The sequence below is a fragment of the Xanthomonas sp. WHRI 10204 genome (genome assembly GCF_040202875.1).
In the GTDB taxonomy this organism is placed as follows: Bacteria; Pseudomonadota; Gammaproteobacteria; order Xanthomonadales; family Xanthomonadaceae; genus Xanthomonas.
In genome coordinates, this window is the sequence record NZ_JBEGDW010000003.1 from 330,663 (window position 1) to 342,925 (window position 12,263).

General features: G+C 64.5%; 11 protein-coding genes and 1 other RNA gene. 7 read left to right on the forward strand and 5 right to left on the reverse strand.

The genetic code is table 11. The features are described 5' to 3' along the window. Positions 1–527: 527 nt before the first annotated feature. From yegS to rpe, 3 genes are all read right to left on the reverse strand, one after another. Positions 528–1,457, reverse strand: a complete 930-nt coding sequence (yegS, locus tag ABQZ00_RS18355) for a lipid kinase YegS (protein ID WP_323538547.1) — start codon at positions 1,455–1,457, stop codon at positions 528–530. Positions 1,458–1,821: 364 nt separating this feature from the next. Beyond that, complete coding sequence (locus tag ABQZ00_RS18360) at positions 1,822–2,313, reverse strand: GNAT family N-acetyltransferase (protein ID WP_323538546.1); 492 nt, start codon at positions 2,311–2,313, stop codon at positions 1,822–1,824. After that, positions 2,310–2,981, reverse strand: coding sequence for a ribulose-phosphate 3-epimerase (gene rpe, locus ABQZ00_RS18365; RefSeq protein WP_104614356.1), 672 nt, complete (start codon positions 2,979–2,981; stop codon positions 2,310–2,312). Before rpe ends, ABQZ00_RS18360 begins: the two co-directional genes overlap by 4 nt. A 129-nt stretch (positions 2,982–3,110) precedes the next feature. Here rpe and ABQZ00_RS18370 point away from each other — a divergent pair, with 129 nt between their 5' ends. Further along, the gene (locus ABQZ00_RS18370; RefSeq protein ID WP_323514485.1) at positions 3,111–3,950 is read left to right on the forward strand and encodes an outer membrane protein; all 840 of its coding nucleotides are present in this window, start codon (positions 3,111–3,113) and stop codon (positions 3,948–3,950) included. A gap of 119 nt (positions 3,951–4,069) precedes the next feature. Here ABQZ00_RS18370 and ABQZ00_RS18375 read toward each other — a convergent pair whose 3' ends face one another. Beyond that, on the reverse strand, positions 4,070–4,399 hold the full coding sequence (locus tag ABQZ00_RS18375; RefSeq protein ID WP_055853254.1) for a J domain-containing protein: 330 nt from the start codon (positions 4,397–4,399) through the stop codon (positions 4,070–4,072). A gap of 207 nt (positions 4,400–4,606) precedes the next feature. Between ABQZ00_RS18375 and ABQZ00_RS18380 the strand changes: the two genes are divergently transcribed. The 6 genes from ABQZ00_RS18380 (at position 4,607) to ABQZ00_RS18405 (ending at position 11,194) form a co-directional block, all read left to right on the forward strand. Then, positions 4,607–5,533, forward strand: coding sequence for a phosphoribosylaminoimidazolesuccinocarboxamide synthase (locus ABQZ00_RS18380; protein WP_311239012.1), 927 nt, complete (start codon positions 4,607–4,609; stop codon positions 5,531–5,533). Positions 5,534–5,783: 250 nt separating this feature from the next. After that, on the forward strand, positions 5,784–6,428 hold the full coding sequence (locus ABQZ00_RS18385; protein ID WP_503064297.1) for a hypothetical protein: 645 nt from the start codon (positions 5,784–5,786) through the stop codon (positions 6,426–6,428). A 51-nt stretch (positions 6,429–6,479) separates the two neighbouring features. Next, positions 6,480–8,354 (forward strand): peptidoglycan-binding protein, encoded by a 1,875-nt coding sequence (locus ABQZ00_RS18390; RefSeq protein WP_323538544.1) that lies wholly within the window; start codon positions 6,480–6,482, stop codon positions 8,352–8,354. A 449-nt stretch (positions 8,355–8,803) separates the two neighbouring features. Next, complete coding sequence (locus ABQZ00_RS18395) at positions 8,804–10,399, forward strand: M4 family metallopeptidase (RefSeq protein WP_055853261.1); 1,596 nt, start codon at positions 8,804–8,806, stop codon at positions 10,397–10,399. 110 nt (positions 10,400–10,509) lie between these two features. Beyond that, complete coding sequence (locus ABQZ00_RS18400; protein ID WP_323538543.1) at positions 10,510–10,995, forward strand: Mpo1 family 2-hydroxy fatty acid dioxygenase; 486 nt, start codon at positions 10,510–10,512, stop codon at positions 10,993–10,995. 123 nt (positions 10,996–11,118) lie between these two features. Next, positions 11,119–11,194, forward strand: a non-coding RNA gene (locus ABQZ00_RS18405) — sX9 sRNA. Between the two features lie 88 nt (positions 11,195–11,282). Here the strand turns inward: ABQZ00_RS18405 and ABQZ00_RS18410 are convergent. After that, a complete protein-coding gene (locus ABQZ00_RS18410; RefSeq protein ID WP_323538542.1) occupies positions 11,283–12,185 on the reverse strand; it encodes an NAD-dependent epimerase/dehydratase family protein in 903 nt (300 codons plus the stop codon). Positions 12,186–12,263 lie beyond the last annotated feature (78 nt).

Here is a 12,263-nt window from a genome sequence, read left to right on the forward strand (position 1 = left end):
GCGCCTGTTGCACTGTTGGCAGCCACTGCCCTGGGCAGTCGCAGGGCGAGGTATCTCTGGTGTCGGCATCGGTGTTGGCGCAGGGACCCTCACCCCAACCCCTCTCCCGGGGGAGAGGGGCTCTGAGCGGCGCGCACTGCAGGTCGTTGCGCGCCTGTTGCGCTGTTGGCAGCCACTGCCCTGAGCAGTCGCAGGGCGAGGTGCCTCTAGTAGTGTCGGCATTGGTGTTGGCGCAGGGACCCTCCCCCCAACCCCTCTCCCGGGGGGAGAGGGGCTCTGAGCGGCGCGCACTGCAGGTCGTTGCGCGCCTGTTGCGCTGTTGGCAGCCACTGTCCTGAGCCGTCGCAGGGCGAGGTGCCTCTAGTGTCGGCATCGGTGTTGGCGCAGGGACCCTCACCCCAACCCCTCTCCCGGGGGGAGAGGGGCTTTGAGCGGTGCGCACTGCAGGATCAGGTTTTCCAAATCCTGCGTTCGACTTCCCAATCCACAATCCCCAAACCGGACTCCCGACTTCCCAATCACCGCGCTCACGCGCTCAGCAACGGGCAATCCAGCGGCAAATGCATCCGCAGCCGCGCCGGGACGCAGTCGATATGGAAATGCAGCGAGGTTTCCGGTTCGCCATCCAGGTTCAACGTGAGCGGTTGATGCGAGACGATTTCCAGCCATGGCAGGCGCGCGCGGACGGCGACGCGTTCCAACGCCGCCTGCTTGCCGCTGGTGACCAGGGTGCCGAGCGTGGCGGCGACCTCGCCATTGAGCGCGGGCACGATGGTGACGTCGAGCAGGCCATCGTCGATCACCGCTTCCGGGCACAGCGCCTGGCCGCCGCCGGCCTGACGGCCGTTGCCCAGACCGAGTGCGATGAACTCGCCTTCCCAGCTGAAATCCGGACCTGAAAAGCGGGCACTGATTGGGTCGATCCGGCCCAGCCGCGACATGCCGGTGATCAGGTAGGCCAGGCCACCGAGCATTTTTTTGAGGCCGTCGTCGGTTTCCACGGTGACCTGGGTGCCGAAGCCGCCGCTGGCAACATTCGCGCACCAGTGGGGGCCATGCGGGGTGTCCAGGCGCAGCAGATCGATCGCTTGGGCGGGGCGCTCGGCAATCAGGCTCAGCGCGTCGAGCGGCTCGATCGGGATGTTGGCGGCCGTGGCGAAATCATTGGCGGTACCCAACGGGACCAAGCCCAGCGATGGCAGGCTGGCGGCATCGCCGTCGTGGTGCGCGAGCGCAGCGGCCACCTCGCTCAAGGTGCCATCGCCGCCAGCCGCCACCACCGTGTGCACGCCATCGGCGACCGCTTCGGCGACATAGCGCTCGGCGTCGCCCTCTTCCCAGGTAACGCGTACCTCGAGCTGGACACCGCGTTTGCGCAACTCCCCAACCGCCTCACGCAGGTCCAGATTATCGGTGGACTTGCCGTTGAGGATCAGACGCCAGTGGGACGGGGCCATGCGCGCTGCCGATGCTGTGAGAGTGGTGCACGCAGGCTAGCAGCGCGCCACTAGGTAGATCGTGAATACGTAATGCCACCGGGCTGTCATTGGCATGTCATCGATGACCCGGAGAGTAGAAGTCCATAGCAGGGACGACGGGCGGAGGCAGGATCAGCCTCCAATTTTCTTGAAGGCCGCTCCGGGTGGAGCGGCCTTCCTTTTGTGTGCGATGCCGGGCCTGGAGCGGCTAAGCAAGACGACTGCGCTCAGCGTCAGGCGGACGTGGCATTGCGCGGAACGGCATCGACCACGCGCACATTCTGTTCTGAGTGCACCGTCAACATCCAGCTGTCGACTGCTCGCGACAATCTGTCAGCCGCTCTTAACCGCCTGCGGCAAATGCGGCCAGGCGCTCGCCATCAAGCCGGTATACCGTCCAGCCGTCCATCGGGTGGGCGCCGACGGCTTGGTAAAAGTCGATTGCCGGTTGATTCCAGTCCAGCACCGACCATTCGAAGCGCCCGCAGCCACGCTGCACCGCCAGCTGCGCCAGATGCCGCAGCAGCGCCAGACCGGCGCCCTTGCCGCGCGCTTCCGGGCGCACGAACAGGTCTTCCAGATACAGGCCGTTGCGGCCCAGCCAGGTCGAGTAATTGAAGAAATACACCGCAAATCCCAGTGCCTGGCCGTCGTGCTCACAGATCAGCGCATGTGCGGTGGCGCCCTCGGCGAACAGGCTGGCACGCAGATCGTCGGGGCTGGCCTTGACCGCGTCGGGCTCGCGCTCATAGACCGCAAGTGCGGTGATCAACGCATGCAGCAGCGGCACGTCATCGGGCGTGGCGCTGCGGATCTGCAGCGTGGTCGCACTCATCGCACCGCATCCACCGCTGCGCGCATCTGCGCGATCACATCGGCATAGTCGGGCGCATTGAAGATCGCCGAGCCGGCCACGAACGTATCGGCGCCGGCTGCGGCAATCGCGCCGATATTGTCGGCCTTGACCCCGCCATCGATTTCCAGGCGGATCGGCTTGCCCAGCGCATCGATCTTGCTGCGGATGGCACGCAATTTATCCAGTGCCGACGGAATGAACGCCTGCCCGCCGAAGCCGGGGTTGACCGACATCACCAGCACCAAGTCCAGCTCCGGCAGCACCCAATCGAGAATATCCACAGGGGTGGCCGGATTGAGCACCAGCCCGGCCTGGCAGCCGTGCGATTTGATCAACTGGATGGTGCGGTGCACGTGGCGGCTGGCTTCGGGATGGAAACTGATGGTGGTGGCGCCGGCCTCGGCGAAGTCCGGCACGATGCGATCCACCGGCTCGACCATCAGGTGCACGTCGATCGGTGCGGTGATGCCGTGCTTGCGCAGCGCCTGGCACACCATCGGGCCGATGGTCAGATTGGGCACGTAATGGTTGTCCATCACGTCGAAGTGCACCCAGTCGGCGCCAGCCTTGAGGACGTTGTTCACTTCTTCGCCAAGACGGGCGAAATCGGCGGACAGGATGGACGGGGCGATCGCCGTCGATTGCATGGGCAGCTCGTAGGAAGACGGAAACCCCATTGTCGCAACCCCTGCCCGACGAGGAAAGGCGTGCATCCGTGGCGGGCCCAGCTGCGTATGCACTTAACCGGCGCAATGCGCCCGATTTGAGGAGACTCCATGAAAACCACCCCGCTCGCCTCCGCCGCCATCGTGTTGCTGGCCCTCGCTCCGTCCGCCTGGGCGCAAACCGGCCCGGCCGACTGGTCCGGCTTTTCCATTGGCGCCAATGTGGGCGGTGCCGATCCTGCCGGCGTGTCCGGCGGCCGTTTCGGCTTCGATACCAACCTGGATGGCCGCGACGGCGACCAGGTCAGCACCGCCACCGGCGCCGATGCGTTCTCGCCGGGCTTCTGCGGCGGCGCGGCGGCCGGGCGCACGCCGGCCAGCGGCTGCAGCAAGGACAAGGGCGGCGCCGAATACGGTGCGCGGCTGGGCTACGACTGGCAAGCCGGCAACTGGGTCTATGGCGTGGTGGCCGAATACACCCGCAACGACATCCGCGACAGCGTCAGCGCCTTCAGCACCACGCCTGCGCTGTACACCTTCACCCGCCAGCTCAACCGCACCGCCGCGCTGCGCGGCCGGATCGGCTATGCATTCGGCGCGCAGGGCGATTACCTGGCGTACTTCACCGCCGGCGTGGCGCGCGGCGAGTTCGACCACAGCTTTGCCAGCAGCAACACCGCCAACAGCTTCACCGGCAGCGGCGGCGACAGCGCCGACGGCTACCAGGCTGGCGTGGGCCTGCAGCGTCGTTTAAGCGACCATGTCTCGGTGGGCGTGGAATATCTGTTCACCCGCCTGCAGGACGAAGACACCCGCGTGCGCGTCGGTCCAGGCACCGCGCCTGCCACCAACCCGTTCCTGCGGGTCAATCCGGCCGGTACCGACCTGCGTCGCACCGACACCGACTTTTCGACCAATGCAGTGCGGCTGACGGCGACGTATCGCTTCTGATACAGGGCTGACGGCAGCGCCACCTGGGCTCGGTCTGGGTGGCGCTGTTTCTGTTTTGGATGGGCAGCGGCCCTGCTTGCTAGGACCTGTAGAACGCGCAATGCGTTCACCTCTGCCACTCAGCGCTTGCGCAGCCGCTGGATCCGGTCGTACGCGGCGTTGATCTGACTGGCTTTTTTCTCTGCCTGGCGGCGCGCCTCCGGCTCGGCGTTGATCACCTTGTCCGGGTGATAGCGCGACATCAGCCGGCGATAGGCCAGATCGATCTCGGCCGTGGTCGCGTCCGGCTCCAGTCCCAGGGCTTCGTACGGGTTTTCCGCGCGCCGCTTGAACCAGCCGGCATCCACCGCGTGCCCGATGGCCAGGCCGATCATCAGCCCCACGAATGGCGCGCCTCGGAACAGCAAGGCGCCGGCCAATGCGCCGAGCAATTTTCCGTACCAGGACATGAGCAATCGGGGGTGGCAAGGCGGGCTGGCGATCTTACCCGAACGCCCGCCCGGCCTGGCTGACGGGCCGTCCACAACCGGTGCACGGCAGCCGCCAATAAATCCAGCGGGGCGCGCCGAAGCGCCGTACACTACGCGGCCCGCTGCCCACCCGCGGGCCCGCCGGGTCCCGGGGACAGCGTCATAGCGACGTCCTTAGGAGTGCCTGTGTCGACCACGCTGTTGCAATCCGATCTGCCCGGCCTGCCGTTGCGTCATCGTGGCAAGGTCCGCGATGTCTTCGATATTCCCCGCGACCGCCTGCCCGCCAACGCGCCGCCCGGCGACTATCTGTTGATGGTGGCCACCGACCGCCTGTCCGCGTTCGATGTGGTGTTGCCGGACCCGATTCCCGGCAAGGGCGAGATGCTGTGCCAGGTCTCCAATTTCTGGTTCCACAAGACCGAACACCTGATGCCCAACCACCTGGTCAACATCGCGGTGGAGCAGGTACTGCCCGAGGGCGTGGACCCGGCGCTGTACGCCAAACGTGCGGTGGTCACGCGCAAGCTCAAGCCGGTGCCGGTGGAAGCGATCGCCCGCGGCTATCTAATCGGTAGCGGCTGGAAGGACTATCAGCGCACCGGCAAGGTCAGCGGCATCGAATTGCCCGACGGCCTGCGCCAGGCCGAGAAACTGCCCGAGCCGATCTTTACCCCGTCGACCAAGGCCGCCGTGGGCGACCATGACGAAAACATCGACTTCGATGCGATGGTCAAGACCGTCGGCGCCGAACTGGCCGAACGCGTGCGCGATGCCACCTTGCGCATCTACCGCTTCGCCGCGGATTTTGCCGCCGAACGCGGTATTTTGCTGGCCGACACCAAGTTCGAATTCGGCACCGACGCCGATGGCCGCCTGTACATCATGGACGAGATGCTGACCCCGGATTCGTCGCGCTACTGGCCGGCCGATCAGTACGAAGTGGGCACCAGCCCGCCAAGCTACGACAAGCAGTTTGTGCGCGATTATCTGGAGACGCTGGACTGGGGCAAGACCGCACCGGGCCCGAGCCTGCCGACCGACGTCATCGACCGCACACGCGCCAAATACGCCGAAGCGCTGCAGCGGCTGGCCAATATTTCGGTTGATTGATGAGTTGCCCCCGATTTAAAGGGGGCAAGGTGTCGTATTGCGCTGACGCCGTTATGACTGAAGCGCTGACACACTCGGCGCGCTCCCGGTTAATCGACTGCCTCCCGACGCCGGGTTGGCGGTTGTGTGTGCAGCTTCATGACGGCCAATTCACATAATCGCATCCAATTTATTCCCCCTACGCTCGCCGCGATGGCGTGCTCTCTTGCCCCACGAGGTCGCAATGGCTCGGTCAAGTCACCTCTCCCGCATGTTGCCTGCCTTCCGCAGTGCGGTATTCCCCGCTTTATTGCTCGCACTGAGCGGCTGCACGGCCGGCGAATCTGCAGCCCCCGCCCCTCCTGTCGCAGCGCCAGCAGCACCCGCGAAAACCACGACACCTGCAGCGCCGGTCGTCAGCGACAGACTTGGCGCGTTGATCCAGGCCACCGGCGTAACGTGCACGGATGCAAAGGCTGCAAAAGGATGCACCGCAGGCAATGTCGACAGCGGTGATTTTTATGATGTGGAGCTTTCGCCCGATTGTGGCGATGACGGCTTCTTCGCCGGCGTAGCACAGGCGAAGGGAGTGGATGTATTGAATGTCGTGCCCACCACCGGCAGCAGCGCGACGGCTACCGCAAGCCTGGCGCAAGGCCAGCTCGTCTGCGTCCAGGCGATCGGCCGCGCAGGACAGAACCCGCTTTATTACTACGTCGCCGCAATTCCCGTGGACAGCATTGCAAAGTGCAAAAACAACGCATTGTGCAAAACCTATGGCGACAGGCCGATCAAGCAGATGAAGCCTGCAAGTGGCGAGAACTGCCATGCAGCAGCACCAGGGCAGTACGTTGGCAATTGCGCGCAAGGATGGGTGAGTGCGGATGCACTCGATGTATTTTCGAACGGATTGTGAGCCATCTCATCCCCATCAGGTTCGACCAACCAACCAGCAAAGGAACAGCTCATGTCGGATCCAAAAATTACCCGTGTAGTCAGTAGCGTAGGCACGACGCGTACGCTGGAAATGGACGATGGCAGCGTCATCACCCGCTCCGGGGGCACCGTATCGTGGCGTAACAACAATCCAGGCAATCTCAAGTTTGAATTTGCCGGAAGTGCCGATACCACTGCCCATAACCCACGCACCCGCGATCAGGCACTTGATGCCGCACAGAACCGTTACCAGGGCGTGGTTGGCTTGGACCAATGGGGCAATGCTGTCTTCGAAAGCTACGAAGCTGGCCGCGCAGCCAAAATTCAGCTATTAGAGCGTCGCTTCGCGGAAAAGACCGTCGAGGAGATGCTGCCCAGTTATTCAACCGCCGACTACAGTGGCAAGACCCACCACAAGGAGCAGGCCGCTGCGATTTTCGCAGAGGGCGATCGACACGGGGTGGACCTGCGCGAGAAAACTGTTGGACAGATGAGCGTGCGCGAACGCGAGGTACTCGCAGATGGGATTCGGCGCTTCGAGGGCTGGCGTGCAGGAGAGGTAGAAACCATCCAGCAACCTTCGCACACGCCAACAACAGCGCCAGTGCAAACGCAATCACCCACCGCACAGGCTGGGACCACGCCCGTGGCCGGCCAGGTCGCAGCAGCTGCCAGTGGTGCTGCCGTGTATAACGAGGCGTATCAGCACTTCCTTGGCGGAAGTCAGAAATACGAGTATGGCCGCCCGGATAACCCGCGCCCAGGCCGAGACAGCAGCCGACTGGAGCGTGATGCCGACGGCGATGGACGGCGGGGAGTGGATTGCTCCGCTTTCGTCTGGCGAGGCCTCAAAAACGCTGGATACGATGTACCCGGTGAAAATGCTGCCGGCTTCACGACTGCCAAGCTGTTCAGTGGCACCAACACTACGTCCTATGCGCGCGAACATTTCGATGTCACGTCGGCCGCAGACGCGCGCAAGCCGAATGGATCGTTGCATCAGGGCGATATCCTGATGTTCTCGTCGTCGCAGGGCCAGCATGTCGGGATCTTCAAAGGCTACGACGCCAAGGGGAATATCCAGTTCATCGGCTCCCAGGGCAGCACGGGGCCGGCCGAGGTCACAATCACTCCTGGCGGTTACTGGGATGGAAGCGGTACGCGCATCGTTGGTGCGTTGACTCCCAAACCCGAATTCCAGGTGCGTGCACCGCTGCACGGCGCGGCCGAACCCAACGCAGCGCGCACTCAGGTTCCTGCGAATGTCTCGCCAATTCATCAGGCATCGGGTGACACCACCTCCCATCAGCTGCTCAAGCACGGGGTCCGCGGAGACGAAGTGCAGTCGCTGCAGCAGGACCTCAACCGCCTCGGCGTGCGCGATGCGCAGGGCAATCGGCTTGCCGAGGATGGGCGCTTTGGCGACAACACGCGCGAGGCGGTGATGGCGTTCCAGAAGCAGCATGGGCTGCAGCAGGACGGTGTCGTCGGTCGCGATACGCGGACGGCGTTGTCGGCGCCTGCGGCGCAGATTGCGGCCAAAGCGGCCGACGCCCCGGTGGCGGCGCCGAAGGGTCCGTCGCTCAACGATGCATCGCATCCGGACCATGCGTTGCACAACGCGATTCGCACCAAGCTGCCAAGCATGATCTCCAACGAGACCGCGGCCAACATCACTTTGCAGGCCAAGCAGAACGGCATCGACAGCGCAGACAAACTGCAAAGCGTGACGGTGCAAGACGGCAAGGCGTTCGTGATGGGGACCACGCCTGGCTTCCGTGCGGCGGTGGATCTGAACCAGCCTGCCCCGCCGTTGGAGCAGACCAGCGCACAGTTGCTGGCCGGCCAGTCGCAGCAGCAACAGGCGCACGAAGAGCAGCAAAAGGTCGCCATCGGCGGTCGCTGAGTTCGCAGCGCACGAAAAGGCCGGCCGGCCTGTATGGCCGGCTTTTTTGTATCTGCTTTTTATCTGCACAGCGGTTTATGCACGCTGGTAGAAGTGAGATCTCACGCTTTTGACTGCTGACTTCATGCAGCCGCGTCATTCATCGTGATCGTCTGCAGCACGACCCGCATGTCGGCGCATCAATCCACGCAATCTGCCGAACACGAGAGAGAGATTGCGCGGACACAAGGCTGCGGGAGCTCTGCGCGCAATGGGGCAGGCACATCTCTGCGATGCGGTCCGCAGCGCAAAGTGGCCGGGCGCACAGAACGCGATACATCCGTAATTTTTACTACTGTCCAGTTCGGGACTGTGCAAGCGTAGCTGCCGGCACCCGAGGTGCCATCGGCGACCGGCTGTCGGGGGGTGCCGCCGGTCTTTGCATTGCACGTTTTCTGGAGAGAGTCGTCATGCAATTCCATGTACTGGGCGCAGCAATCTGCTGCGCGCTATCGTTTTCTGCTGTCGCTACGGCTGCTGATTTATCCACCACTGCGGCGGTATCGCGTGCGCAGTCCCTGCTGGGGAACAACGCCGCAGCGCTGGCCAATCGTGCGCCGGCCGATACCTTTATCGCACGCGACAGCATCGTCGATGCCGATGGCACCGAGCATGTGCGCTTCGATCGTACCTATCAGGGCCTGCCGGTCATCGGCGGCGATGTGGTGGTGCATTCGCGGCGCGGGGTGATGCGGCAGTTGAGTCAAACCATGGACACCAACCTACGTCCCAGCCTGCTGCCGGGCATCGATGCAGCCACCGCATTGCGCGTGGCTGGCGCGCAGTTCGATGTGCCGCAGGCTGCCGCGCCACGCGCCAGCCTTGCGCTGTACGCGCGCCAAGGCGCACCGCGATTGGTGTATGAGGTGATCTATAGCGGTATCAAACCCGATCAGACGCCGACCGAAATGCATTACATCGTCGATGCGGCCGATCAACGCATCCTCGAATCCTGGGACACGGTGCATACCGCATGCGCAGGCGGCACCAGTGCGGCCGGCACCGGGCGCTCGCTGTATGCGGGCAGCGTGGCGCTGTCGACCACGCGTTGCAGCAGCGGATATGAGCTGACCGATCTGAGCCGCGGTGGCGGCGCCACTTACAACCTGCGCAATGCCACCTCCGGCAACGGCACCTTGATCACCGATGCCGACAACACCTGGGGCAACGGCGCCACCAGCGATGCAGTGACGGTGGCTGCCGACGCGCACTTCGGCGTGGCGCTGACCTGGGATTACTTCAAGAACACCCACGCGCGCACCGGGATCGCCAACGACGGCAAAGGCGCGCGCAGCCGCGTGCATTACGGAAGCCGCTACAACAATGCATTCTGGTCGGACGACTGCTTCTGCATGACTTTCGGCGATGGCGACGGCAGCAGCCTGACGCCGCTGGTGTCGGTGGATGTGGCAGGCCACGAGATGACACACGGCGTGACCAGCCGCTCGGCACGGCTGGTGTATTCCGGCGAATCGGGCGGATTGAACGAGGCCACCTCCGACATCATGGGCAGCATGGTGGAGTACTACGCCAACAACCCGGCCGAGCCGGGGAATTACCTGATCGGCGAGAAAATCATCCCCGGCAACAGCAGCGGGACGCTGGCGTTGCGCTACATGTTCAAGCCGAGCCTGGATGGCGATTCGCCGGACTGCTACCGCAGCGGCATCGGCTCGCTCAACGTGCATTACAGCTCCGGTGTGGCCAACCACTTCTACTACTTATTGGCCGAAGGCGCGGTAGTGCCGAGTGGTTTCGGTGCGGGCACCAGCTACAACGTGACCCCGGCCGGACTGGTCTGCAACGGTAATACCGCATTGACGGCGATCGGCCGGGCCGCGGCCAGCCGTATCTGGTATCGCGCACTCACCGTCTACATGACGTCCTCCACCAATTACGCGGCAGCCCGTCGGGCGACGTTGAGCGCGGCCACCGATCTGTATGGCGGCACCTCCACGCAGTACCGCGCGGTTGCAGCCGCCTGGAGTGCGGTGTCGGTCAACTGATGCTGTCCGGGCCTCCCCATGCCATTGGGGCGTGGTGGGGCCCGGTTGCCGGCAGAGCGCCACTGCGGCCGTTCGCACGCGTATGCTTGGAGTCATTCCTGGGAGGGAACATGACCGAACGCACCGCGACCGCGCGACCGATCGAACGCTATTTCGCCAGCTATTCCGATGATCACCGCAACGACACCAATCAACTGATCCATGTGGTGGCCGTGCCGGCAATCCTGTGGTCGGTGGTGGGGCTGCTGTGGTGCATTCCGGTGGGCGGCACCTGGTTCAGCAGCGGCGTGTGGGCGGCGTTGTCGATGTTCGCGACATGGTCGTACTACAACCGGCTGTCGCGCCCGCTCGGGTTGGGCATGCTGGGCATCTTCTTTTTCTTCGGCTGCCTGTGCCGGTTGATCGAAGGCCGGATTGGGCTGACTGGATTGTTCGCCACCGCACTATCGGTGTTCGTGCTGGCGTGGATTGCGCAATTTGTCGGCCACAAGATCGAAGGCCGCAAGCCGAGCTTTTTGACCGATCTGACCTATCTGCTGATCGGGCCGATCTGGGTGCTGGCCAAGGTGTATCGGCAGTTGGGTTGGCGCTACTGAGTGCGGTGAGCGCGCAGACCCGGCAGATGCAAGGCCACGCAGCTGTCATCCCGTCTAGAGCGGCTAACAAAACGACTGGGTTCACTGCCAGGCCGGTGCTCGGTGCTCGGTGCTCGGTGCAGCATGTACCACGCGCACCTTCCGGTTCTGAGTGGGCCGTCCGTACCCACCTGACGACTGTTCGCTAAGTTTGTTAGCCGCTTTGAGTCGCGCGTGAGCACTGCGGCTATCGGCGCGTCGAACCCGCTATGCGCTGCTCAACACCGCGACCGGACGCGCGCAATCGCTTACTCGCCAATACCGAGCTCTTCGGGCAGCGGGCGAAACGCGCGCGGGGCATAGCCAAAGTCGCGACGTGCCGGCTCCAGGTCGAACACCAGATCGTCGCGCATGCGTTGCAGCGCCGCCGCGTTCATGCCACGCAGGCGGCCCAGGCGTTGCGCTGCAGTCAGCGCCAACCCGAACAGGCTTGGAGGCACCTGATAGAGCCGCGCCGGCCGTGGCAGCGCCTCCAGCACCCGCTCCACCATCTGCGTGTAGGCCAGCACTTCGCCGCCGCCCACCGCGTAGCTGCGTTGCTGGGTCGCCGCTTGTCCGATCACCGCCAGCGCCGCGCTGGCCAGATCGTCCACATGCACTGGCTGACGCAAACCGGTGGCATTGGCGGGCAGCACGAAGGCGCCGGTGCGCTGCGCCAGGCCGGCAATCTGGGTGAGCGTCTTGTCGCGTCCGGCACCGTAGATCAGGGTCGGGCGCAGTACGGTGGCGGTGGCGCCGCGCGCCATGGCCGCAGAAAACAGCGCCTGTTCGGCATGCGCCAGCCGTTGCGCCACGTCGCGCTCGGCCGCATCGATCGAATGCTCCTTGACCTCGACACTGGTCGAACCGAACGCCACGATGCGCGGCGCGGCGACCGGGTTCTCGGCATACCAGCGGGCGAAGTGGTCCAGCGGTCCGCAGCTGAAGATCACCTCGAACGCCTCGCCCGCGGCGGCCGGCACGGCCAGATCGCCTTGCCGCCAGATCAACCCGGAGCGCGCCGCGCGCGGCTGCCGCGACCATGCCGTTACCTGCCAGCCGCGGCTCAACAGCCGGGTCAACAGGCGCTCGCCAATCTGCCCGCTGCCGCCGAACACCAGGGCGCGCGGCGCAGACACAGCGGTGGACGGAGCGGGATGGGCAGCGGTCACAGGAAAACTACGCGGTGATGAATGACAGCAGCATACCGAGTCCCTCACGCCGATGCGCCTGCCGTTTGGCGGGGAAAC